At 37.9% G+C, this 25,939-nt stretch carries 25 protein-coding genes; 8 read left to right on the forward strand and 17 right to left on the reverse strand.

All coding sequences use genetic code 11. The features are described from left to right. Nucleotides 1-26 precede the first annotated feature (26 nt). From rpsR to CBM15_RS13560, 6 genes are all read right to left on the reverse strand, one after another. A complete protein-coding gene (gene rpsR / locus CBM15_RS13535) occupies nt 27-266 on the reverse strand; it encodes a 30S ribosomal protein S18 (protein WP_172954456.1) in 240 nt (79 codons plus the stop codon). Nucleotides 267-307: 41 nt separating this feature from the next. Next, a complete protein-coding gene (gene ssb, locus CBM15_RS13540; protein ID WP_087617923.1) occupies nt 308-868 on the reverse strand; it encodes a single-stranded DNA-binding protein in 561 nt (186 codons plus the stop codon). 38 nt (nt 869-906) lie between these two features. Beyond that, nucleotides 907-1,197 (reverse strand): 30S ribosomal protein S6, encoded by a 291-nt coding sequence (rpsF, locus tag CBM15_RS13545; protein ID WP_008408357.1) that lies wholly within the window; start codon nt 1,195-1,197, stop codon nt 907-909. Between the two features lie 209 nt (nt 1,198-1,406). Continuing rightward, on the reverse strand, nt 1,407-2,507 hold the full coding sequence (ychF, locus tag CBM15_RS13550) for a redox-regulated ATPase YchF (protein ID WP_014822352.1): 1,101 nt from the start codon (nt 2,505-2,507) through the stop codon (nt 1,407-1,409). A 128-nt stretch (nt 2,508-2,635) separates the two neighbouring features. Beyond that, nucleotides 2,636-2,836, reverse strand: coding sequence for a DUF951 domain-containing protein (locus CBM15_RS13555; protein ID WP_008408362.1), 201 nt, complete (start codon nt 2,834-2,836; stop codon nt 2,636-2,638). A gap of 3 nt (nt 2,837-2,839) precedes the next feature. Further along, nucleotides 2,840-3,745, reverse strand: coding sequence for a mechanosensitive ion channel family protein (locus tag CBM15_RS13560; protein WP_087617924.1), 906 nt, complete (start codon nt 3,743-3,745; stop codon nt 2,840-2,842). 115 nt (nt 3,746-3,860) lie between these two features. On the opposite strand from CBM15_RS13560, the gene yyaC reads away from it, so the two are divergent. Continuing rightward, on the forward strand, nt 3,861-4,487 hold the full coding sequence (gene yyaC, locus CBM15_RS13565) for a spore protease YyaC (protein ID WP_008408365.1): 627 nt from the start codon (nt 3,861-3,863) through the stop codon (nt 4,485-4,487). Here the strand turns inward: yyaC and CBM15_RS13570 are convergent. The 11 genes from CBM15_RS13570 to rpmH all read right to left on the reverse strand — a co-directional run bounded on the left by CBM15_RS13570 (nt 4,404) and on the right by rpmH (nt 14,770). Then, nucleotides 4,404-5,111, reverse strand: a complete 708-nt coding sequence (locus tag CBM15_RS13570) for a DUF554 domain-containing protein (protein WP_087617925.1) — start codon at nt 5,109-5,111, stop codon at nt 4,404-4,406. The genes yyaC and CBM15_RS13570 overlap by 84 nt on opposite strands. Nucleotides 5,112-5,300: 189 nt before the next feature. After that, nucleotides 5,301-6,146 carry a ParB/RepB/Spo0J family partition protein gene (locus CBM15_RS13575; protein WP_008408369.1) on the reverse strand — a complete coding sequence of 282 codons (846 nt, stop codon included), beginning with the start codon at nt 6,144-6,146 and terminating at the stop codon, nt 5,301-5,303. After that, nucleotides 6,139-6,900, reverse strand: coding sequence for a ParA family protein (locus tag CBM15_RS13580; protein ID WP_014822348.1), 762 nt, complete (start codon nt 6,898-6,900; stop codon nt 6,139-6,141). The genes CBM15_RS13575 and CBM15_RS13580 overlap by 8 nt, the downstream gene beginning before the upstream one ends. A 222-nt stretch (nt 6,901-7,122) precedes the next feature. After that, entirely contained in the window at nt 7,123-8,007 is an 885-nt protein-coding gene (gene noc, locus CBM15_RS13585; RefSeq protein WP_008408374.1) for a nucleoid occlusion protein, read from the reverse strand. A 249-nt stretch (nt 8,008-8,256) separates the two neighbouring features. Further along, nucleotides 8,257-8,973 (reverse strand): 16S rRNA (guanine(527)-N(7))-methyltransferase RsmG, encoded by a 717-nt coding sequence (gene rsmG, locus CBM15_RS13590; RefSeq protein ID WP_014822346.1) that lies wholly within the window; start codon nt 8,971-8,973, stop codon nt 8,257-8,259. Nucleotides 8,974-9,032: 59 nt separating this feature from the next. After that, on the reverse strand, nt 9,033-10,928 hold the full coding sequence (gene mnmG, locus CBM15_RS13595; RefSeq protein WP_140405569.1) for a tRNA uridine-5-carboxymethylaminomethyl(34) synthesis enzyme MnmG: 1,896 nt from the start codon (nt 10,926-10,928) through the stop codon (nt 9,033-9,035). A gap of 27 nt (nt 10,929-10,955) precedes the next feature. Continuing rightward, complete coding sequence (gene mnmE, locus CBM15_RS13600; protein ID WP_008408382.1) at nt 10,956-12,341, reverse strand: tRNA uridine-5-carboxymethylaminomethyl(34) synthesis GTPase MnmE; 1,386 nt, start codon at nt 12,339-12,341, stop codon at nt 10,956-10,958. Nucleotides 12,342-12,515: 174 nt separating this feature from the next. Continuing rightward, nucleotides 12,516-13,283, reverse strand: coding sequence for an RNA-binding cell elongation regulator Jag/EloR (gene jag / locus CBM15_RS13605; RefSeq protein ID WP_087617926.1), 768 nt, complete (start codon nt 13,281-13,283; stop codon nt 12,516-12,518). Next, nucleotides 13,284-14,066 carry a membrane protein insertase YidC gene (yidC, locus tag CBM15_RS13610; protein ID WP_087617927.1) on the reverse strand — a complete coding sequence of 261 codons (783 nt, stop codon included), beginning with the start codon at nt 14,064-14,066 and terminating at the stop codon, nt 13,284-13,286. A gap of 132 nt (nt 14,067-14,198) precedes the next feature. Beyond that, complete coding sequence (gene rnpA / locus CBM15_RS13615) at nt 14,199-14,540, reverse strand: ribonuclease P protein component (protein WP_008408387.1); 342 nt, start codon at nt 14,538-14,540, stop codon at nt 14,199-14,201. 95 nt (nt 14,541-14,635) lie between these two features. Next, nucleotides 14,636-14,770, reverse strand: coding sequence for a 50S ribosomal protein L34 (gene rpmH, locus CBM15_RS13620; protein ID WP_008408389.1), 135 nt, complete (start codon nt 14,768-14,770; stop codon nt 14,636-14,638). Between the two features lie 686 nt (nt 14,771-15,456). Between rpmH and dnaA the strand changes: the two genes are divergently transcribed. The 7 genes from dnaA (at nt 15,457) to CBM15_RS13655 (ending at nt 25,458) form a co-directional block, all read left to right on the forward strand. Continuing rightward, on the forward strand, nt 15,457-16,800 hold the full coding sequence (gene dnaA, locus CBM15_RS13625; protein WP_008408391.1) for a chromosomal replication initiator protein DnaA: 1,344 nt from the start codon (nt 15,457-15,459) through the stop codon (nt 16,798-16,800). 171 nt (nt 16,801-16,971) lie between these two features. Continuing rightward, entirely contained in the window at nt 16,972-18,108 is a 1,137-nt protein-coding gene (gene dnaN, locus CBM15_RS13630; protein WP_008408392.1) for a DNA polymerase III subunit beta, read from the forward strand. A gap of 125 nt (nt 18,109-18,233) precedes the next feature. Continuing rightward, nucleotides 18,234-18,470, forward strand: coding sequence for a S4 domain-containing protein YaaA (gene yaaA / locus CBM15_RS13635; protein WP_008408393.1), 237 nt, complete (start codon nt 18,234-18,236; stop codon nt 18,468-18,470). A 3-nt stretch (nt 18,471-18,473) separates the two neighbouring features. Beyond that, complete coding sequence (recF, locus tag CBM15_RS13640; protein ID WP_008408394.1) at nt 18,474-19,592, forward strand: DNA replication/repair protein RecF; 1,119 nt, start codon at nt 18,474-18,476, stop codon at nt 19,590-19,592. A gap of 61 nt (nt 19,593-19,653) precedes the next feature. Beyond that, nucleotides 19,654-21,579, forward strand: coding sequence for a DNA topoisomerase (ATP-hydrolyzing) subunit B (gene gyrB, locus CBM15_RS13645; RefSeq protein ID WP_087617928.1), 1,926 nt, complete (start codon nt 19,654-19,656; stop codon nt 21,577-21,579). Between the two features lie 90 nt (nt 21,580-21,669). Further along, nucleotides 21,670-24,168, forward strand: coding sequence for a DNA gyrase subunit A (gene gyrA, locus CBM15_RS13650; RefSeq protein WP_087617929.1), 2,499 nt, complete (start codon nt 21,670-21,672; stop codon nt 24,166-24,168). Between the two features lie 174 nt (nt 24,169-24,342). After that, entirely contained in the window at nt 24,343-25,458 is a 1,116-nt protein-coding gene (locus tag CBM15_RS13655; RefSeq protein WP_239835853.1) for an HD-GYP domain-containing protein, read from the forward strand. Nucleotides 25,459-25,939: the final 481 nt, after the last annotated feature.

Here is a 25,939-nt window from a genome sequence, read left to right on the forward strand (position 1 = left end):
AAGCCTTTGCTGTACATTTTAAGAAATTATTTTTCTTCAGCTACGAATGGTAATAATGCCATAATACGTGAAACTTTGATTGCAGATGTAAGTTTACGTTGGTATTTAGCAGAAGTACCAGTTACGCGACGTGGTAAAATTTTACCGCGCTCAGAGATGAATTTCTTTAAAAGATCTACATCTTTGTAGTCGATGTGCGTAATGTTATTTGAAGTGAAGTAGCAAACTTTACGGCGTTTGCGGCCTCCGCGACGTGGTGCCATTATCGTGTTCCTCCTTTTAATTTTTAATTATAGATGTGAAATTCTTAGAACGGTAAATCGTCTTCAGAAACTTCAATCGGTCCTTTACTGTTTGCAAATGGATCTTCATCTACACGTGTATAGTTTTGCTGATTTTGAGCTGGCTGTTGATAAGAACCGTAAGAATCCTGTGATTGCGCGCCTCCAAATTGTGGGTTAGGCTGATTATAAGATGGCTGACCACCATAATTTTGCCCTCCACCACCGTATTGTTGGCTTGGTGCACCTTGTGATGCATTAGCTCCTCCACGTGGTTCTAAGAACTGCACTGAATCAGCAACGACATCTGTTGTATACACACGCTTTCCATCTTGTCCTTCAAAGCTACCTGTTTGAATACGACCCTCTACACCAATCAAACTCCCTTTTCTCATGAAGTTTGCTAAGTTTTCAGCTTGTTTTCTCCAGGCGATACAGCCTATGAAATCTGCTTCGCGTTCACCCGACTGGCTCGAAAATGTACGGTTTACGGCAATCGTAAAACGTGCCATTGGAACTCCACTCGGTGTGTAACGAAGCTCTGGATCCTTTGTAAGTCTTCCGACTAATACGACACGGTTAATCATCAATGCACCCTCCTTTTTTCAGCATTTAAGTTTAAAAATTATTTGTCTTCTTCGCGTACTGCGATGTGACGGATGATGTCTTCGCTGATGTTAGCTAGACGAGTGTATTCGTTGATAGCTTCAGTACCAGCGTTAACTTTCACGATTTGGTAGAAACCTTCGCGGAAGTCATTGATTTCGTAAGCTAAACGACGCTTACCCCAATCTTTTGCTTCAGTGATCTCTGCACCATTTGAAGTTAAGATTTCTTGGAAACGCTCTACTAAAGCTTTCTTCGCTTCTTCTTCAATGTTTGGGCGGATGATGTACATTAATTCGTACTTTCTCATTTGTGTTTGCACCTCCTTATGGACTTGGGCTCTCCTACTAAATAGGGAGCAAGGAGCAAGTAACTTCTATTACTCACATCAATGAATTGTATCATAGTTGTTATTTCTATGCAACTGGCTACGCCTTTTAATATTAAAGAAATAGATTATTTTCATATATAAATAAACGCTTTGCGAGGATATGATTATACTCACAAAGCGTCTACTAATTATACGTTAAATAAGAACTCTAATACATCGCCATCTTGTACAACATACTCTTTACCTTCAGCGCGTACTCGGCCTGCTTCTTTTGCAGCTGGCTTTGAACCGTATTCTACTAAATCCGTATATGCCACTGTTTCAGCTCGGATAAAGCCGCGTTCAAAGTCAGAGTGAATAATACCGGCACATTGTGGTGCTTTCATCCCTTTACGGAATGTCCATGCACGAACTTCCTGCACACCAGCTGTAAAGTAAGTAGCCAAACCTAATAGGCTGTACGAAGCTTTAATCAATTGGTCTAATCCTGATTCAGCAATTCCTAATTCAGCTAAAAATTCTTTTTTCTCATCGTCTTCCAACTCAGAAATTTCTTCCTCAATTTTCGCGCAAACAGTAATTACTTGTGCGCCTTCAGCTGCTGCGTATTCTTGTACCATTTTTACATACTTGTTTTCAGATGGATCCGCTACTTCATCTTCAGAAACGTTCGCAACATAAAGCATTGGTTTAATCGTTAATAGATGTAAACCTTTGATCACTTTTTTCTCGTCATCTGATAGATCTGCCGCGCGAGCAGGTTTTTCAGCTTCTAATACGTCTTTAAGCTTTTGAAGAATTGGCTCTTCTACCATTGCTTCTTTATCTTTTTGCTTTGCCATTTTTGCTACACGTGCAATACGTTTATCTACTGATTCCATATCCGCTAAAATTAACTCTAAATTAATTACTTCAATGTCATCGATAGGATTTACTGTACCTGAAACGTGCGTAATATTTTCATCTTCAAAACAACGTACAACTTGGCAAATTGCATCCACTTCACGAATGTGGGCAAGGAATTTGTTTCCTAAACCCTCACCAGTAGAAGCGCCTTTTACGATACCCGCGATATCTGTAAATTCAAAAGTTGTCGGAACTGTTTTCTTTGGTACTACTAATTCTGTTAATTTGTCTAAACGCTCATCCGGAACAGTTACGCTGCCAACGTTCGGTTCGATTGTTGCGAACGGATAGTTAGCCGCAAGTGCACCTGCTTTTGTAATTGCGTTGAATAAAGTCGATTTTCCTACGTTAGGTAAACCAACAATACCAGCTGTTAATGCCATATTGACACAACCTTTCTATGTTCAGTTCATTTAAATTTATTATTAATTCTTTTATGGATTTTTGTGTCCATTAAATTTTACAACCTTGTCTATTATATTGATTGGACGCATAAAAGTCTATTTTGCTTTTAGACTTCTTCTGCCTGACGTAATATTTTCTTCATTTTTTTCTCAAACTCGCGGCGTGGAATCATAACGCTATGTCCGCAACCTTCACATTTTATACGAATATCGGCACCTAATCGAATTACTTTCCATTCGTTCGTGCCGCAAGGATGTTGCTTTTTCATTTCCACAACGTCATTAAGACTGTACTGCTTTGCTTCCATCTATTATTCTCCTCCCTGATTTCGCTCATAAAACATCATTTTCGGTACAGCAAGAGGAATGCCGTTACGAGTCAGGATATCCATTACATCTTTTCGGATAATACGGGAAATGGAATACTGCTGTAAAGGCAAGGTTTCCAGCGTAATACCAATTGTCGCTTCTGTGCTTGTCGTATTTGTTACACCTAGAAAAACCGGAGCAGTGACAAGCTCCTCATACTTTTCCGGTAATGTATCCAGATAGCTTTGTATAACCATTTGAACTTTTTCAATATTGACATCAAGCGGAATTTGCATATTAATCGTAGCTTTTGAGTTGTTGATAGAATAATTGATAACATCTACAATACTGCCGTTTGGAATAATAAATTGCTCTCCTGTTATCCCTTTCACTTTCGTTGTACGAAGACCAATCTCCATCACAGTACCTTCTGCCGTATTAATTTTCACAAAATCCCCTACACCAAACTGATCCTCTAAAATAATGAAGAACCCTGTAATAACATCCTTCACTAAGTTTTGCGCACCAAAGGCAATGGCCACAGAAGCAATACCTGCCCCTGCCAGTAACCCGGCAATTTGTATATTCATAGCCGATAAAATTCCCATTATGGCAGAGAAGTACACTAAATAGCTCAATACGCTTTGCAGCAGCTTTACAATCGTAAGCTGTCGACGCTCATTATTTCTTACACGCAGCATAAACACTCGGTGAATGACCTTCTTGCCGATAAAAACGACAAGGTATGAAATAACGATAATCGCCAGAATTTTCGCGCTGGCTACAATGATCTTATCCAAAAATTCCGCACTTGTGACGTATTCCCAAAGTTTAGTCGTATAGCGTGCGAGTCCTTTAATATCCGTTTCAGCAAATTCCTCTAAATCTAATTTCAAATCTTTTTCCAAATTTACCACCTCTTGTATAACAAACTTTAAAATTGAATATACTGCATAAATATATCGTATTTTAGCTTATTTCTCGAGTAATCTATTTAAATTTAAAAATTAAAGGAGTGATAATATGACACAAGCCTGTCCTCAAAATTATAGTGTACATTACGAACAGACGAGCGCTGTTTGGGAGCTGAGCGAAATCTTTTTAAAAACGATTCCGTTTGACCATGAAGAACTTATTTTTTGCTGTATCGGTACAGACCGATCTACAGGTGATGCATTAGGCCCGATTATCGGCAGCCAGCTGCACCAAACTTTCTCATTTCCATTTCCGGTTGTTGGTACATTGCAGGCACCGCTTCACGCGCTCAATATTGTAGAGCGTTACGAGCAGTTGATTAATGAAAAAGAGCAACCTTTTATTATTGCCATTGATGCATGTTTAGGTGAATCAAATGCGATTGGTTCTATTCTTATCCAGCAGGGCCCTCTTTATCCCGGAAAGGCCGTGAAAAAAGAGTTGCCCCCTATCGGTAATATTTCTGTAAAAGGAATTGTTAACGTCGGAGGCTTTATGGAAGCTAAAGTATTACAAAATACGAGACTGCATGTTACGTATTCTATGAGTGATAAAATCGTTCGAGCACTTGTTTTAGCATGGCAGCGTCACTTACTGAAACGGAAAAATAATCGCAACGAGTATCCCGACCATCAAAATCGCTGGCAGCAAATTGGCTATACGGATTTTCGTTAATCCGGCAATATTCAAACCGATTGCCATAATCATAATACCGCCCGTTGCTGTCATTTCTGTGATGAATAGGTCCAGTGCTTCACTAGGTATATATGTACTAATAACACCTGCAAATAATGCAATTGAGCCTTGATATAAAAGTACAGGAATTGCTGATAATATGACACCGATTCCTAAAGTTGAACTTAATATAATGGACATAAATCCATCAATAATTCCTTTAGTGATGAGTATATTGTGATCGTTGCGCAAGCCACTATCAAGAGCACCGAGAATTCCCATTGAACCAATAACAAAAATGAGCGTTGCAGTAACAAACCCCTCTGCAATCGTTCCTTTTTGTGCACGTTTTCCAAAAAGGGACTCAATCCATTGACCGAAGCGATTAAACTTTCCTTCAAGGTCGAGCCACTCGCCGATGACCGCACCAATGATTAAACTGACTATAAGGAGAATAAAATTCGTACTCTCCAGTCCCATTTGAATTCCTAATAGCGCAACAACTAACCCGATAATGGATAACACTGTCTGTTGCATGGATTCTGGAATATTTTTGAAGATACGGCCAATTAATGCACCGATTATGATAAATAATGCATTTAACAGAGAACCTAGTAATACCATGAAATTTTCCTCTTTCTATTTGCTGTCCAACAAATTCAATTTTAACTCTTATTAACGGATAGTAATTTGACTGCCTCTGAAGAATCGAGGCAGAGATAAGACTCCCTTAATGTATTAGGTAAGTATTAGTCTTTTTTATATTATAACTGTTCATAAAAAAAGTGCTGAAACTTTTCGCTCAGCACCTTTTTATTGTTGTTCCATATTTAATATTTCCAAAATGCGATGCAAATCATCATCTGAATAAAACTCAATTTCAATTTTACCTTTGTTCTTAGCTTTTTTGATTTGTACTTGTGTTCCAAAATAGTCGCGTAGTTGGGATTCTGTTGCCTGGGTATGAATATCCTTTTTTGTAGGCTTTGTTTCACGTGAAACAGCTTCATTTAAATCTTGAATATACTTTTCCAACTGACGGACATTAAGGTGGTCTTTTATAACTTTATGAGCCACTTCAGGTATACGTCGTTTATTTTTTAAACCAAGCAATGCTCGCCCATGCCCCATTGTAAGCTTTCCTTCGTTGACAAGGTCCCGAATATCTTCCGGTAACTGCAACAGACGAATTAAGTTGGCAATATGTGGACGACTTTTCCCTAATCGTTTCGCTAAATCATCTTGTGTAAAATTCAATTTCACAATTAAACTGTTGTATGCTTCTGCTTCTTCAATTGGTGTTAAATCTTCGCGTTGCAAGTTTTCCAAAATAGCAACTTCCATCATTTGCTGCTCATTAAAATCTTTTACAATGACAGGGACTTCTGTCAAACCTGCACTAACCGCCGCACGATAACGGCGTTCACCTGCTACAATTTCATATTTCCTTCCGTTTTTACGGACGACAATCGGTTGAATAATACCATGTTCATGAATAGAGCTAGCTAATTCTTCGATTGCAGTTTCATCAAAAATTTTACGTGGCTGAAATGGGTTTGCTAAAATTTTTCCGACTGCAATTTGCTGTACCTGGTCTTCTTTATGTACGGCCTCTTCACGAAAAAGCGCATCAATCCCTTTACCTAAACCTTTAACCATTTTTAATCACTTCCCTTGCAAACTCTAAATAAATTTCTGCCCCACGTGATTTTGCATCATATAAAATTACCGGTTTCCCATGACTCGGTGCCTCACTTAACCGCACATTACGCGGAATAATCGAGCGATATACTTTATCCTGGAAATAGCGCTTTACTTCGTCAATTACTTGAAGCCCTAAATTCGTACGGGCATCCAGCATTGTGAGTAGCACTCCATCAATCATTAACTCCTTGTTCAAATGCTTTTGGACAAGGCGGACTGTGGAAAGCAACTGACTCAGCCCTTCTAATGCATAATATTCACATTGTACCGGGATAATCAGTGCATCGGAGGCAGTCAGCGCATTAATAGTTAATAAGCCAAGTGATGGCGGACAATCAATAATAATAAAATCAAAGTTATTTTTAATCTCCTGTAATGACTTTTTCAGTCGAACTTCACGGGAAATTGTGGAAACAAGCTCAATTTCAGCACCTGCCAATGAGATTGTAGCAGGGACAATATATAAATTTTCTACATCTGTTTGTTGAATAACGCCTTTAATATCTTCATCATTAATTAATACATCGTAAATACAGCTTTCCAAATCACCTTTTCGAACACCTAATCCGCTTGAAGCGTTACCTTGTGGGTCGATATCGATTATTAATACTTTCTTTCCTAAAAAAGCTAAACATGCACTTAAGTTAACAGAGGTTGTCGTTTTTCCAACGCCACCTTTTTGATTGGCTATCGCAATAATACGTCCCAATATCCGCACCTGCTTTCATCACTTCAATTTAGGTATATTTTTAAAGTCTAAAAATCTTGGATGATTAAATCTTCCTTTTATAATACTGTTTCTTTTATCTTAACAAAAAATGTTAGAAAACGATGCTATGAAACTAAATTTATTTTCAAAAAACTTGCTGCTTCTACTAATCTACTAAAAAAACTGCCTAGAAAGTCGTTATCTTTCGGGCAGTTCAATAATTTATTTTTTCTTCGGAATTTTTACAGTGATTTGGTAGTAATCATCTGTATCTTCTTCCTCCGTTTTAACATTAATTCCACTTTTCGTCACCATCGATAACGACTGCTTGATCGTATTAAGGGCAATACGTACATCTTTGCTAATCGCTTTTCTGCTTGGTTTACGTTTTTTTATCTCAGGCTCATCGGGATTTAGAATTTTTTGAATTTGTTCTTCAAGCTGTCTAACATTCCAATCAAACTCTTTTGTCGCTGCAATGAGCTGCATTTGTAATTGCTCATCTTTGATTACAATTAAAGCTCGGGCATGACGTTCCGAAATTTCACGATTTAAAATAGCATCCTGAACAAATTGAGGCAACTTTAATAAACGCAATTTATTAGCAACTGTTGATTGTCCTTTACCAAGACGTTGTGCAAGCGCTTCTTGTGTAAGCTGATGCAATCCTAATAATTGTTGATAAGCAAGCGCTTCTTCAATTGCTGTTAATTCCTCACGTTGAAGATTTTCAATAAGGGCAATAGACGCCGTTTCTCGATCATTTAAATTACGTACAATAGCAGGTACTTCTGTCCATTGTAAGGATTTCATCGCTCGATAACGTCGCTCACCGGCAATTATTTCATATTTATCCGCGTCATCATTTATTGGACGAATCACAATTGGTTGAATGACGCCATGTGTATGAATCGTTCTTGCTAATTCTTCAATCTTCTCATCATCAAAAACTGTACGTGGCTGATAACGGTTCGGAATGATTTTGTCTATTGGAATTTTAACTACTTCTTCTGAAGCCATCGAGATATTCTCTATTACTTCTACTTCACTTTTTACTTCTGGCTCTTTGCTCCCGCCTCCGAAAAAACGTGAAAAAGTACTTTTCATCCGTGTGGCACCACCTTTAGGAAACTGTCTACCTCATATACAATATTATTTCTGATTCAATCAAAAATGTACAGTGTTCAATGAATAGTAATTTAGGTGATAGACTGAATTCGCCTAAAATAGGACAAAATAGTGTCTATACCCATTTGTATTTCAAAATAAACTTATATTTTTCTATCCACTAAAAAAACATAAATATAAATATATATGCAGCAAAAGACGGATATATTTCAAATTTCGTAAATTTATTTATTTAATTGGTGTTTTATTCGGAACACCTGGTTTACGCGGGTATTTTTTCGGTGTCGATTTTACTTTATCAAATACATAAAGTGAACGTTCGCTTTCTTCAACCGGTAAATGGAATGCAAACTCCTCTATTAATTTTCCGCCTAACGTAGAGATGGCTTTTGTCGCATCTTTTAATTCCTCTGCACCTGCTGCAGCTTTTAATGCAACAAAATAACCGCCTTCTTTTGCTAAAGGAATACATAACTCTGATAAAACAGAAAGACGTGCTACCGCGCGGGCTGTTACAACATCAAACTTTTCACGATATGCTGCATTTTGACCGAACTCTTCAGCACGGGCATGAACAAATGTCATATGATCCAAGTTTAACTCATTTGTTAAATGATTTAAAAATGTAATTCGTTTGTTAAGTGAATCGACAATCGTAATTTGTAAGTGAGGGAAGCAAATTTTAATCGGAATACTTGGGAATCCTGCACCTGCACCAACGTCGCATACCGTTGTCACCTTTGTAAAATCAAAATAAAAAGACGCACTGATCGAATCATAGAAGTGCTTTAAATAAACACCTTCCAAATCCGTAATCGCCGTTAAATTCATTTTTTCATTCCACTCAACCAATAGCTCAAAATATTTTTTAAACTGCGCAATCTGGTGTTCTGATAGCTCAATACCCTTTTCCTTCAATGCTTCGATAAACTGCTTTTCGTTCATAAAATGATTCCTCCATATTAAAGAATGAGCGTCTTTCTGGATAAAGACGCTCACATCATTCAGTTCGTAGTTACTTTTGCAATTTTACCTTGCTCAATATAGACAAGTAAAATTGAAACATCTGCAGGGTTAACACCTGAAATACGCGATGCTTGAGCAATTGAAAGCGGCTGAACACTTTTCAGTTTCATACGTGCTTCTGTTGCTAAGCTTGGAATGGCATCATAATCGATATTTTCAGGGATTTTCTTATCCTCAAGCTTCTTCATTTTCTCTACTTGCTGAAGCGCTTTTTGAATATACCCTTCATATTTTAATTGAATTTCAATCTGCTCTTTTACATCATCCGAAAGTTCGATTTCCGATGGAGTAAGGGAAGCAACTAAATCATACGTCATTTCTGTACGTTTTAAAAGGTCTGCTCCGCGGATACCATCTTTTAGCTCCGCACCGCCAGCATTACGGATTACTTCCTGCGTTGTCGCATTTGGTTTAATAATAACTTCACGCAGACGGGCAATTTCCTGTTCAATCTGTGCTTTTTTATGTTGGAACTTCACATAACGCTCTTCCGTAATCATCCCTGCTTTATAACCGATTTCCGTTAAACGTAAATCTGCATTGTCATGACGTAACAGAAGACGGTACTCTGCACGAGATGTTAATAAACGGTAAGGCTCATTTGTACCTTTTGTAACTAGATCGTCGATTAATACACCGATATAGGCATCAGAACGGTCTAATATGATTTCTTCACGGCCTAAAACTTTTGCTGCTGCATTCATCCCGGCCATTAAACCTTGGCCTGCTGCTTCTTCATAGCCTGAAGTACCATTAATTTGACCTGCTGTATAAAGACCTTGAATTTTTTTCGTTTCTAATGTTGGCCATAATTGTGTAGGAATGACTGAATCATACTCAATGGCATAGCCAGCACGCATCATTTCCGCATTTTCCAACCCTGGAATAGAAGCAATTAATTTCTTTTGAACATGCTCAGGTAAGCTTGTCGATAAACCTTGGACATATACTTCACGTGTATTGCGTCCTTCTGGCTCAAGGAAAATCTGGTGACGCGGCTTATCGTTAAAGCGTGTTACTTTATCTTCAATGGAAGGGCAGTAACGTGGACCTGTCCCTTTAATCATCCCTGAAAACATTGGGGATAGGTGCAGATTTTCCTCAATTGTACGATGTGTTTCTTCTGTTGTATAAGTTAACCAGCAAGGAAGCTGATCCATAATATATTCTGTTGTTTCAAAACTGAATGCACGGGGTACATCATCACCAGGTTGAATTTCCGTTTTTGAATAATCAATTGTACGGTTGTTTACACGTGGTGGTGTCCCTGTTTTAAATCGGATTAAGTCGAATCCTAATTCTTTTAAGTTATCGGCTAATTTGATTGATGGCTGCTGGTTGTTTGGACCTGAAGAATATTTCAGATTTCCTAAAATAATTTCCCCACGTAAAAACGTACCTGTTGTAATGATGACAGCCGGTGCACGGTAAATTGCTCCAACTTGTGTAATAACACCTTTTACTTCGCCATCCTCTACAATTAGTTCATCGACCATTGCCTGATGAATTTGAAGGTTTTCTTCTTCTTCCAAAACCCGTTTCATCTCATGCTGATACTGGAATTTATCCGCTTGTGCACGTAAAGCACGTACTGCTGGACCTTTCCCGGTATTTAACATGCGCATTTGAATATGTGTTTTATCGATAATGCGTCCCATTAAACCGCCAAGTGCATCAATTTCGCGAACAACGATTCCTTTTGCAGGTCCGCCGACTGATGGATTACAAGGCATAAACGCAATCATATCTAAGTTAATTGTAAGCATGAGTGTTTTAGCACCCATTTTCGCAGCTGCATAGGCAGATTCCACACCTGCATGTCCTGCACCAACAACGATTACGTCAAAATTACCTGCTTCGTATTGTATTGACATGTTGTTCTTCCTCTCTTTTATTCCGATTTATTTCCCTAAACAGAACTGCGAGAATAGCTGATTGATCAAGCTTTCCTGTACAGTATCTCCAATAATTTCACCAAGAATTTCCCATGTACGTGTCACATCGATTTGAATCATATCGACAGGTACACCTGACTCAGCTGCAGCAAGCGCATCCTCAATCACCTGTTGAGCTTGATGCAATAGCGCAATATGTCGCGCATTTGATACATATGTTAAATCATTCGCTTCTACTTGCCCTTCAAAGAATAATGCTGCAATCGCTTCTTCCAGCTCGATTACACCTTCTTCTTTCAATAACGAAGTTGTTACGACACGATGTTTTCCAGCCAATTCATGAACACGGTTTAAATCGATTTTGCGTTCGATATCTGTCTTGTTGACAACGACAATATAATCCATCGCCTGAATCGTTTCAAAAAGGCGTTCATCTTCTTCTGTAAGCTCTTCTCCGTAATTTAATACAAGCAATATTAAATCGGCATCTTTTAATGCCTCTCTCGAACGTTCAACTCCGATTCGTTCAACAATATCTTCTGTTTCCCGAATACCTGCTGTATCAACTAAACGTAAAGGAACTCCACGTACATTTACGTATTCTTCAATAATATCACGAGTTGTACCTGCAATGTCGGTTACAATCGCTTTATTTTCTTGAACTAAACTATTTAAAAGAGATGATTTACCTACGTTTGGACGTCCTAAAATAACGGTAGATAAACCTTCACGTAAAATTTTACCTTGGGATGATGTTTGAAGTAATTTAATAATTTCCTCTCGTACCCAACCGCATTTTTCAAGAAGTACAGGAATCGTCATTTCTTCTACATCGTCATATTCCGGATAATCAATATTTACTTCCACTTGTGCCAACGTCTCTAATAATGCCTGGCGTAAAGATGTAATAAGACGAGAAAGCTTTCCATCCATCTGGCCAAGCGCAACATTCATCGCGCGGTCAGTTTTCGCACGAATTAAATCCATTACGGCTTCTGCCTGTGATAAGTCAATACGGCCATTTAAAAATGCACGTTTCGTAAATTCCCCAGGCTCTGCTAAACGTGCACCGTAACGTAAGACAAGCTGTAATACTCGGTTAACAGATACAATACCGCCATGACAATTGATTTCGACAACATCTTCTCGCGTAAATGTTTTCGGTCCGCGCATTAAGCTCAACATAACTTCCTCTACCACTTCATCCGTTTTCGGGTCGATCAAATGTCCGTAATGGATAGTATGTGTCGCAACTTCCGTCAAACGCTTATGATTTGGTGATTTAAATATTTTATCTGCAATCGCTACCGCCTCATCGCCGCTCAGACGAACAATCGCAATAGCTCCTTCTCCCATTGGAGTGGAAATCGCAGCAATCGTATCGAATTCCATTTATATCCTCCTATTTCAGTGTTATCCACATGTGGATAAATCACATCCGTGCTATACTAACTAACAATTTAGACTAACATATTTTAATTAAAATCTAAAGTAATGTAGATTTGGTTCCATCTTTCATTAAAAAAACGACCTATCCAAAAGAATAGGTCGAAAACTGTCTGTATATTATTTTACTGGCTCTATGACTAAATATCGATTTGGTTCGACACCTTCTGAGTGCGTTTCAATATCTATACGATTTGCCAGGGCATTATGAATAATTTTTCGTTCATAAGATGCCATCGGTTCAAATGATACGGGTTTTCGTGTTCGAAGAGCCTTGTCCGCCATCCGTAATGCCAGCTGTTCAAGGGCAATTTGACGTCGCTCACGATAATCTTCCACATCCATTTGTAAAATCATAAACGATTTGGCTGTTTTATTAAGAATGAGCTGAGTTAAATGTTGAAGCGCATTCAATGTAAGACCACGCTTCCCAATTAATAATGCTGCTTTCTCGCTCGATAACTTAAATGAAACATGTTTACCATCTGTTTCATGGTCGATTGTTAAATCTGTAATTCCCATCCCTAAAGCAATATTCGTTAAATACTCTTTTGCTTCTTCAATAGGATCCACTTGTTGTTGTTGTTCATGGTGAATTGGTTGATCTTCATTAGCTAAAACCGGCTCATTCTCGATTGTTTTCTCGACAATTGGTTGTTCTTCCACATCAGGTGCAGAAGCTGAAGTCGTCTCTTGATCCACTTGCTGCTGAACAATTTCCTTTACAGTTACACGAACTTCAGCATTTCGTGCTCCAAAACCTAAAAATCCTTTTTTACCCTCTTGTAAAACTTCCACATCAACTTGTTCACGAGTATGGCCAAGCTTTTGTAACGCTAATGAGATCGCTTCTTCTACTGTTGCGCCTATTTGCGTAGTTTGTTTCACTTATTTCGCTCCTTTTGCATCGGTAGCATCCGGTTTATTTTTATTCCAAGGTTTGTAAATAACAAGGTTTTGTAATACAGATACAAAGTTTCCAACTACCCAATATAATGATAAAGCGGCAGGTAAAATAATACCGAAACCAACAATCATTAATGGCATGATGTACATCATAATTTTCATTTGCGGATTATCTACAGCGGGACCAGTCATTAATACAACATATTGGATAAGACCTGCGATAACAGCAAATACAATACTTGGCTCCGCTAATGGAACCGCTAAAAATGTCCCTAGCTCAAATGCATCCGGTGTTGCATTCATACGGCTAATTGCATGATAGAAACCGATTAAGATCGGCATTTGAATAAGAATCGGTAAACATCCAGCTAATGGGTTAACACCTGAAGTCTGCATTAACTGCATCATTTCCTGCTGGTATTTTTGCTGAGTTGCCGCGTCTTTTGAGCTGTATTTTGCTTGCAGCTCTTTTAACTTCGGTTGCATTTCCTGCATTTTCTTAGAACTTTTTACTTGTTTGATAGTTAAAGGCAGAATGATTAGACGAATAATAACAGTTACGATAATAATTGCAAATGCATAATTCGCGGCATTACCTTCAAACATATCAGCAAAAAGCTTGATAAATGATACTAATGGCCAAACAATATATTCATTCCAAAAGCCATCACTTTCAGATGAAATTGGTTGGTCAAATTCTGTACAGCCTGATAGCAGTAATACTACTGAAACAAGTGACAGCATTATCCATAGATTTTTCTTCAACCTTCTTCCTCCTAAAGCAAACCTATTCAATTTTTATGACAATATTTTACCATGTACGGACGTTCGTACACTACTAATTGTTCTATATATTCAAAGTTTCAAGTAATGAATAAGAAACAATTAATTATGGAACTATCCTTTATATACTCTTGCAACCTTTAAAACATGCTGCAAGCTCTTTTTGGTTTCGTGAAAATCCAGTGTGGCCGCCTGCGTTCTGGCGATAATAACATAATCCATATCTTGTTTTACTTCATCTTTTAATTCCAGAAAAGCTTGGCGAATATAGCGTTTCACTTGAACCCGAGTGACCGCATTTCCTACTTTTTTGCTCACTGATAAGCCAATACGAAACGCCTGTTGTTCTTCCTTCTTCAAGCAATATACAACAAATTGGCGATTCGCAAACGACTTACCTTTTTTAAACACCTTTTGAAAATCTTCATTTTTCTTTATACGTTGGCGTTTATTCATGATCCATTCACCTGCTCCATCTAATCATTGGTACTTTTTTTGCTCATTCAACAACGATAAAAGAAAAAAAAGACCACTGATGTGGCTCAGTGGACTTATGCTGATAATACTTTTCTTCCTTTTTTACGACGGCGAGCTAATACGTTACGGCCGTTTTTAGTGCTCATACGAGCGCGGAAACCGTGAACTTTAGAGTGCTTACGTTTTTTAGGTTGGTACGTGCGTTTCATTTATATACACCTCCTGAATTCGAGCGTTACTATATCTATCTCTACATACAGACCATGATATTATATAAAGAATAAAACCTGTTTGTCAATGCCTCATTATAATTTTTCTCTTTTTCTCTATAAACCTCATATAAATCCCTTTGCTGATCCACACTCTCAGTTATCCACAATTTATAAAATTAATTTACGTTTATGCTGTGAATAGTATTTTTGCTCTTAAAAATTATCCACAACGCTTATCTACAGGTTTTTCACATATAACAAACCTGTGGACAACTGTTATGTATATAACATATGATTATGTGGATAAGATCGTTTAAGTATTGAAATACCTAACTTTATTTGATACGATAACTGTGTTTTACTTTGTGGAATTCTTTTCTGGGAAATATATTATCCACAATTGTTGATAATCTGTGGACAAAGATTTCCCATACTCTAGAACAACCTTTATCCACAACTTGTGGTTATGTGTATGAACTCCTTTTTAATTATAAAATATATATTTTATAGCTCTGTTTACTATTAATCATTTAACAGAGCCTTTCTTTTTTCGTAAGCAAGAAAGTTTGCATTGTAAGGAAATTCACATAAAAAAGACTCTCATCTAATTTTCGTTAGTATGAGCCTTGTCATTTAAATATACGAATCGAATGTGAAATGAATTAATGAAAGGAAGAAAGAGCTTGGAACATTTAGAAAACTTATGGAATGCCGTCCTTGCCCAAGCTGAACAGAAAATCTCGAAACCGAGCTTTGATACTTGGCTGAAATCAACAAAACTTCTTGCGCATAGTGGCACAAAAGTGACGATTTCCGCGCCTAACTCTTTTGCCCGCGATTGGCTTGAACAATATTACATCCATATGATTACAGGAATATTAAACGAGTTAACTGGAGAGGATCTAGTCATTAATTTTGTTGTCCAGAAAGATCAGACGGCAGACGACTTTGAACTACCGCCCCCAATTACTCAAGCAAAATCAAGTGAACACCATGACATTACCCCGGGTATGCTCAATCCAAAGTACACATTTGATACATTCGTTATTGGTTCCGGTAACCGCTTTGCCCATGCAGCGAGCTTAGCTGTAGCAGAAGCACCCGCAAAAGCTTACAACCCGTTCTTTATTTATGGGGGGGTAGGTTTAGGAAAAACTCACTTAATGCATGCAATTGGCCATTATGTAAAAGAACATAATCCGACAGCAAATGTCGTCTATTTATCATCCGAAAAGTTCACAAATGAGTTCATTAACTCAATCCGTGATAATAAAACAATCGATTTCCGAAATAAATACCGCAATGTTGATGTACTGCTAATTGACGATATTCAATTTTTGGCTGGTAAGGAATCGACACAAGAGGAATTCTTCCATACATTCAACACACTGCATGAAGAATCAAAGCAGATTGTCATCTCAAGTGACCGCCCTCCAAAGGAAATCCCTACTTTAGAGGACCGTTTGCGTTCACGCTTTGAATGGGGACTAATTACGGATATTGCACCACCAGATTTGGAAACACGTATTGCTATTTTACGTAAGAAGGCCAAAGCCGATGGACTCGATATTCCAAATGAAGTCATGCTTTATATTGCCAATCAGGTTGATACAAATATTCGTGAACTTGAAGGGGCATTAATACGGGTTGTGGCCTACTCATCCTTAGTAAATATGGATGTTTCGCCTGAACTTGCTGCAGAAGCTTTAAAAGATATTATGCCAAATTCAAAACCGCGCATGATTTCGATTTTAGATATTCAAACTGCAACTGGTGAACATTACAGTATACGTCTGGAAGATTTTAAGGCTAAGCGCCGGACAAAATCCATTGCTTATCCTCGTCAAGTGGCGATGTATTTATCGCGTGAGCTAACAGATTACTCATTACCTAAAATTGGTGAGGAGTTTGGAGGCCGTGATCATACAACAGTGATCCATGCCCATGAAAAGATTTCTTCCTTACTTAAAACAGATCAGCAGCTTCAGCAGGATATTAAACAAATACGTAGTATGTTAGGTAAATAATCTCTGTGTATAACTTTATGTTTTTCACACATACCTATTCACAGCTTATCAACATGTGGATAGTGTGCTCTGCCTGTTTAAATTAGGGGTTATCCACAAATTCACAGGCCCTATTACTATATCTATTAATATCTTTAAATAAATAATTAATTATATAAGAGAGGTAAACTAATGAAATTTACTATTTTACGTGATCGTCTTTTAGCAGGATTAAACGATGTAATGAAAGCTGTAAGTTCCAAAACAACGATTCCTATTTTAACGGGAATTAAAATTGATGTTACAAACGAAGGTATGACGTTAACTGGTAGTGATGCAGACATTACAATCCAGACTTTCATCCCGGTAGAAGAAAATGGCGAACAAATTATGGATATTACTCAAACAGGCTCTATTGTGCTACAAGCTCGAATGTACAATGAAATTATCCGTAAATTGCCGACAAATGAAGTTGAAATTGAAATTACGAACGGCTATGCAACAATCATTCGTTCAGGTAAATCGGAATTCCACCTTATCGGCTTAGATGCAACAGAATATCCACAATTACCTGAAATTGCTGCTGACCGACAATTTACGATCCCAACCGATTTATTAAAATCAGTTATTAGAGAAACTGTATTTGCTGTAGCGACATCGGAAAGCCGTCCGGTGTTGACAGGTGTAAACTGGAAAGTTGAAGGCGATGCATTAATATGCGTTGCAACGGATAGTCACCGTTTAGCACGCCGCAAAGTCAATCTTGAAAATTTACCAAATGATATTACTTCAGTCGTAATTCCAGGTAAAAGTTTAAATGAATTGAACAAAATTTTAGAAGACACAAATAATCCTGTTCAAATCGTATTAACGAATCAGCATGTATTATTTAAAACAGATGATGTCCTGTTCTTCTCTCGTCTTTTAGAAGGCAATTATCCGGATACATCGCGTTTAATTCCGGAAGAGTTTAAAACAATGATTACTATTAACGGAAAATCTTTATTGCAGGCAATTGACCGTGCTTCACTTTTAGCTCGTGAAGATCGCAATAATGTTGTTCGTTTTGAAACACTTGAAAATCAAACAGTCGAAATTTCATCGAATTCACCTGAGATTGGTAAAGTTGAAGAGCAGATCCAAGTGGAAAGTTTAGAAGGCGAAAATTTGAAAATTTCATTCAGTGCGAAATATATGATGGAAGCCTTAAAAGCGATCGATGGACAAGATGTAGTCATTGAATTTACAGGTGCAATGCGTCCGTTCATCTTACGTTCTGTTGCAGATGATGCAATATTGCAGCTGATTTTACCGGTACGTACTTACTAAAATTCAATAAAAATTCTAAAAGGAAGGGTCTTAACTTGTTATTGAGACCGTTCCTTTTTTACTTATGGACGATTTTTAGGTATGATAGAATGATAAGACTTTATTTAAGTGGAGGATGAATTACGTTGAATGAATTAGTAATTGATACAGAATTTATAACGCTTGGTCAAGCGCTGAAAATGACAGATACAATTAGCTCTGGCGGTATGGCAAAGTGGTTTTTAAGTGAACATGAAGTGTTTGTAAATGGAGAAGTGGAAGATCGCCGCGGGAAAAAACTGCGTCATGGAGATGTAGTTAATATTCCGGGTGTAGGACGTTACAAAATTGTCGATGCATTTATTGAAAACGGAGAAAATTAATTCATGAACATCGAGCGCTTGCAGCTAACAAATTATCGTAACTACGAATCGTTAACACTGGATTTTTCAGATAAAATTAATGTTTTTATTGGGGAAAATGCCCAAGGAAAAACAAATGTAATGGAATCAATCTATGTACTAGCGATGGCCAAATCTCATCGTACCGCGAACGATAAAGAATTAATACGTTGGGATGCGGATTATGGTAAAATAGAAGGTGTGGTAAATAAGCGTTACGGTGGCGTTCCTATCGAATTGACGATTTCAAAAAAAGGCAAAAAGGGCAAAATCAATCATCTTGAACAAACGAAACTAAGCAATTATATCGGACAGATGAATGTAGTAATGTTTGCACCTGAAGATTTGAATATCGTAAAGGGCAGCCCCCAAATTCGCCGAAGATTCATCGATATGGAAATCGGACAAATTTCCCCTGTTTACTTACATGATTTACTAACATTCCAAAAGATTTTGAAACAACGTAATCATTTATTAAAAAAGAATATGGGTAAACAATCACTCGCATCCGATGTGATGTTTGAAATTTATACTGAACAATATGTGCAGGCGGCAATTCAAATTATTCGTAAAAGATTTCAGTTTATCGAGCTTTTACAGGATTGGGCTGAACCGATTCACTTTGGTATTTCGCGGGGATTAGAAAAGCTCGTCATAAAATACCGTCCTGTAACCGGGATGGATGCAAGCTGGACTGCCGAAGAAATGGCGGATTACTTAACAAAGAAGCTAGAAGAAGTGAAGCAGCGTGAAATTGAGAGAGGCGTAACACTTATAGGGCCTCATCGGGACGATCTGCAGTTTTTTGTCAATGATTATGATGTTCAAGTATATGGCTCACAAGGGCAGCAACGCACGACGGCATTATCTTTAAAACTTGCCGAAATTGAACTGATCAAACAGGAAACGAAGGAAACACCGATTCTTTTATTGGATGATGTTTTATCTGAATTGGACGATTATCGCCAATCACATTTATTAAATACAATTCAAGGTGAGGTCCAGACATTCGTTACAACAACGAGTGTAGAAGGCATTCACCATGACACAATACAGCACGCAAAATTGTTCCGTGTCACACAAGGAACAATTGAACAACCATAAGTGCATTGAAATACGTAATAAAGAAGCATACTGATAGTTATGAAAGAGTAGGTGAACAATAGTGGCTTTAGAAGAGAATAAAGTCCAGCAATCTTATGATGCGGATCAAATACAAGTATTAGAAGGATTAGAGGCTGTTCGAAAACGTCCGGGCATGTATATTGGTTCAACAAGTTCAAAAGGATTGCACCATTTAGTTTGGGAGATTGTTGATAATAGTATTGATGAAGCTTTAGCAGGTTATTGTACAGGAATCACAGTAACAATTGAACAAGACAATTGGATTCGCGTAGAAGATAACGGTCGTGGTATTCCCGTAGATATTCAAGAAAAAATGGGTATGCCTGCTGTTGAAGTAATTATGACAGTACTGCACGCCGGCGGTAAATTCGGAGGCGGAGGCTACAAAGTATCAGGTGGTCTTCACGGTGTAGGTGCTTCTGTAGTAAACGCATTATCAAGTCAGACAATTGTTCAAGTACATCGAGATGGTAAAATCCATGAAATTATTTTTGAGCGCGGTCATACTGTTCAACAATTAACAGTCATTGGCGAAACAGACCATACAGGTACAACAACTCGATTTAAAGCGGACAGCGAAATATTTAAAGAAACAACAGTTTATGAATACGATATTTTAGCAACACGTATCCGTGAATTAGCCTATTTAAATCGCGGCATCAGCCTGACGATTGCAGATGAGCGTACAGGACAGGAACGTTCGGAGACATTCCACTTTGAAGGCGGTATTCGCGAATATGTTGAGCATATTAACGAAAATAAAGAAGCGATTCATGCGCCAATTGATGTGTTGGGTGAAAAAGAAGGCATTACGGTTGAAATTGCCATGCAGTATAATGCAGGTTTCAGCTCGAATATAATGTCTTTTGCGAACAACATTAACACATATGAGGGTGGTACCCACGAATCGGGCTTTAAAACTGCCTTAACACGTGTTATTAACGACTATGCCCGCAAATCAAACTTAATTAAAGAATCGGATGCCAACCTTACAGGCGAAGATGTTCGGGAAGGTTTAACGGCAATTGTGTCAATAAAACACCCGGAACCTCAGTTTGAGGGTCAAACAAAAACAAAACTAGGGAACTCTGAAGTAAGCCAGATTACAAATGCTTTATTCTCAGACGGATTTGAACGTTTCCTGCTTGAAAATCCATCGGTAGCACGTCAAGTTATTGAAAAGGGTACAATGGCGGCACGTGCTCGTGTAGCAGCGAAAAAGGCTCGTGAATTTACACGTCGTAAATCTGCATTGGAAGTTTCAAGCTTACCAGGTAAGTTAGCAGACTGTTCTTCAACAAACCCTGCCGAATCTGAAATCTATATCGTAGAGGGTGACTCTGCCGGTGGTTCTGCTAAATCAGGACGTGACCGTCATTTCCAGGCGATCTTACCATTGCGCGGAAAAATCCTTAATGTTGAGAAAGCACGCTTAGACCGTATTTTATCGAATGCCGAAATTCGAGCGATGATTACAGCATTTGGTACCGGTATTGGAGAAGAATTTAATTTAGAAAAAGCACGTTATCATAAAATCGTAATTATGACGGATGCCGATGTCGATGGTGCACATATTCGTGTACTATTGCTGACATTCTTCTTCCGTTTCATGCGTCCGTTAATCGAAGCGGGCTATGTATATGCAGCAAAACCGCCTCTTTATCAGGTGAAACAAGGGAAACATGTTGAATACTGCTACTCAGATCAGGAGTTAGAAGATATTTTAAACCGTCTGCCGAAATTACCGAAACCTAATGTACAGCGTTATAAAGGTTTAGGGGAAATGAATGCGACACAATTATGGGATACAACAATGGATCCAGAGCACCGTACTTTAATTCGAGTAGAATTGGATGATGCAATTGAAGCGGATAAAATTTTCGATCACTTAATGGGTGATGAAGTTGCACCTCGTCGTGATTTTATCGAAGAAAATGCAGTATACGTGCAAGACTTGGATGTTTAACATCTTTCAGCGGGTTTTCAAACCGCTGAAAGATGCAATTATGCTCGGGCATAATTGATTAGTTAGTGCAATTGGAAGGAGGTCCTTATTTTGTCTGACATTCAGCATGGACATATTGAATCTAGAAATATTACAACAGAAATAAAATCATCTTTCTTAAGCTATGCGATGAGCGTTATCGTTTCACGTGCCTTACCAGACGTACGTGATGGGCTTAAACCAGTACATCGTCGTATCCTCTATGGTATGCAGGAGCTAGGAAATACTTCAGATAAACCATATAAAAAGAGTGCCCGTATTGTAGGGGACGTAATGGGTAAATTCCACCCTCACGGTGACTCATCAATTTATGATGCAATGGTGCGTATGGCGCAAGACTTCAGCTACCGTTATATGCTAGTCGATGGCCATGGTAACTTTGGTTCTGTTGATGGCGACGGTGCAGCAGCAATGCGTTATACGGAATCACGTATGTCAAAGATCGCGATGGAAATGTTGCGCGATATTAATAAAGATACGATTGATTATGGACCGAACTATGATGGTAGTGAAAATGAACCTTTAGTATTGCCGGCACGCTATCCGAATCTATTAGTGAATGGTGCTTCTGGTATCGCAGTAGGTATGGCTACAAATATACCGCCACATCATCTTGGAGAAACAATTGACGGCGTATTAGCAGTGGCAGATAACCCAAGCATTACGACAGAAGAGCTAATGGAAATCATTCCAGGTCCGGATTTCCCTACAGGGGGAATTATTCTAGGGCGCAGCGGTATTCGCCGTGCATATGAATCGGGCCGTGGTTCACTGACAATTCGGGCTAAAGTAGAAATTGAGCAAGCTTCTAACGGCAAAGAGACAATTCTAGTACACGAATTGCCATATCAGGTTAACAAAGCGAAACTAATTGAAAAAATTGCTGAGTTAGTTCGAGATAAAAAAATCGATGGCATTACTAATTTACGTGATGAATCAGACCGTAATGGTATGCGTATTGTAATTGAAGTACGCCGTGATGCAAATGCAAATGTCGTATTGAACAATTTATTCAAGCAAACAGCGATGCAATCAAGCTTTGGTGTAAATATGCTTGCGCTAGTTGATGGGCAGCCAAAAGTATTAAGTCTAAAAGAAGTGCTTTATCATTACTTAGAACACCAGAAAGTAGTTATTAAACGTCGTACTGCATTCGAACTTCGAAAAGCAGAGGAACGTGCACATATTTTAGAAGGTTTACGTATTGCGCTTGATCATATCGATGAAATTATTTCTATTATCCGAGCATCTCGCAGCGGAGAAGAAGCAAGACCTCAATTAATGGAGCGCTTTAATTTATCTGAACGCCAAGCACAGGCAATTTTAGATATGCGTCTTGTGCGTTTAAGTGGATTGGAACGCGAAAAAATTGAAGCTGAGTACCAGGAACTATTAAAGTTAATCGATGAATTAAAAGCGATTTTAGCTGACGAAGCAAAAGTAGTCGAAATTATCCGTACAGAAATGACGGATATTAAAGAACGCTACAGTGATGAGCGTCGTACTGAAATTACAGCTGGCGGCTTAGAAATGATCGAAGACGAAGATTTAATTCCTCGTGAAAACTCGGTACTGACATTAACACATAACGGGTATATTAAACGTTTAGCTGCGAACACGTATCGCTCACAAAAACGCGGTGGCCGTGGTGTACAAGGTATGGGAACGAATGAAGATGACTTTGTAGAACATTTATTATTCACTTCTACACACGATACAATTCTGTTCTTCACTTCAAAAGGGAAAGTGTTCCGTGCAAAAGGATATGAAATTCCTGAGTTTGGTCGCCAAGCGAAAGGTTTGCCAATAGTAAACTTGCTTAATATTGATAAAGGTGAGCATGTTACTGCAATGATTCGCGTAACAGAGTTTAAAGAAGATGCTTACTTTATCTTTACTACAAAAACAGGGGTAACAAAACGTACACCTGTTGATCAGTTTGCCAATATCCGTACAAATGGTTTAATCGCCATTACATTGCGTGAAGACGATGATTTAATTTCTGTTCACTTAACGGATGGCACGAAAGAAATTATTATCGGTACAAGCGATGGTATGTTAGTACGATTTAAAGAAGACGATATTCGTTCAATGGGTCGTTCAGCTGCCGGGGTACGCGGTATTAAACTTCGTGAAGGTGACTTTGTAGTAGGTATGGAAATTCTTGAACCAGGTCAGGAAATTTTAGTTGTCACTGAAAATGGTTACGGTAAACGTACACCAGAATCTGAATACCGTTTACAAAGCCGTGGCGGATTAGGTCTGAAAACGATGCAAATTACCGATAAGAACGGTAAAATGTGTGCAGTAAAGGCTGTGGATGGATCAGAAGACATTATGCTGATTACGATTAACGGTATGTTAATCCGAATGGATGTAAACGATATATCCGTTATCGGGCGTAGCACACAGGGCGTTCGTTTAATCAGACTTGCTGAAGGCGAATATGTAGCAACTGTGGCACGAGTTAAAAAAGAAGAAGATGCTCCGGATGATGAAGAAATCGATTCCGAAATTGAGGGAGAGTCAAATTCAGATATAGAAGAGTAATTTAAAAAGTAATCTAGTTAGTTTAGACTATCTAGATTACTTTTTTTGGTTGTATTTTATTTTCCATTCGCTATAATTAACTTATAATATGAAAAATTTAGCAGTTATCTAGTAAGAGTAAATTATATGATAAGATTTTTTCTTCTGTATAACTGATAATAAGCATAAGGGGTTGTGAAATTGGAAGCAATATTGATAAGAGTTGAGGAATTGCAGTTAGGTAAGGTAATTGCTGAAGATATTTTCGCCAATACACAATATCCGATTATCTATAAAAATACAAAAGTAAAACCAGAGCACCTACGTGTGTTTGATTTATTTAATCTAAAAACAGTATTAGTACATAATGAATTCGAAGTTGAAGAAATCGAGCTGAATGAAGAAAAATTGGATGTCCCTCCAGTAGCTATACCGCTACAGCAATTCACAAGTTTCGAAAAATATTACCTTGATGGTATTGTACAACTGAAAAAAGAGTTTTCAAATTGGGAAGCGGGCGGAAGAGTCGATCTGACAAAAGTGAGAAACATAATTCTCCCGTTAATGGATATGGTTTTAGAGGATCGCTCTTACATATTCGATTTAAACAGTTATTCGAATGCAAAGGACTATTTATATCATCATTGTATCGCTACCGGATTAATTGCAGCAGTCATTGCAAAGAAAATGGGATATGAACGAGGGGATACGATTCAGCTGGCTATCGCCGGAATGCTGGCTGATAGTGGAATGTCGCGAATTCCCTCACGTATACGGGATAAGAAGAGTGTATTAACAGAGTCAGAGTTTGGGGAAGTACGAAAACACCCTTACTATAGTTACTTACTAATTAAAAACGTAACCGCTATAAAGGATATTATGAAAGTTGCTGTATATCAGCACCATGAACGTTTGGATGGCAGCGGCTATCCAAAAGGTGACCGTATTGGGTCTATTTCAATATTTGCCCAAATTATTGCTGTAGCAGATGTGTTCCATGCAATGACTAGTGAGCGTATGTATCGTTCAAAACAATCTCTTTTCAAAGTAATTGAAATGATTAAGGAAGAGGAGTTTGGAAAATTCGATATTAAGGTTGTTCAAGCTTTAATGAATATTGTCGTTGACTTACCAATAGGAACGAAAATTGAGTTATCGAATTTAGAGTTGGGTGAAGTAATGTTCATTAATAAGTACTCACCTACACGCCCACTTGTAAAATTGACACGTACAGGAGAAATTGTGGATCTTTCATCTAATAGAAGCTTTTATATTTCACGTGTAATTACTAAGGGATATAAACTGAACTAATTGTTAAGGGAGCTGTTTCTTTAATTAAAGAAGCAGCCCCTTTTCATTATAACTTCATTTATATAAATATACTTAAAATAAAAGGGTGAAAATATTTAATAAACTATTGACGATTAGAATTTCAAATGTTATTATATTTAAAGTCCTTACAAGATAACATCTTTTGAAAGCGAAATATTAAAAAAGGGTTGACTTGAGCGAAAGGATGCTGTAATATAATAAAAGTTGTCGCACGAAAGAAAAACGCTTCAACAGTAAAAAAACTTTTCATTAAAAAAGTGTTGACAAACAACACTGAATCATGATAAGATATAAAAGTTGTCACATCGACAACGCAATGAACCTTGAAAACTGAACAAGCAACGTTAATGAAACAAGCTTCTTAAATGAAGCAAACAATAGATTTCAACTTCTAACGAAGTTGGATCGCTAGCAAAGCAAATGAGCTTTCAAACTACTTTTATGGAGAGTTTGATCCTGG

The sequence above is a fragment of the Solibacillus kalamii genome (assembly GCF_002174535.1).
Taxonomy (GTDB): domain Bacteria; phylum Bacillota; class Bacilli; order Bacillales_A; family Planococcaceae; genus Solibacillus; species Solibacillus silvestris.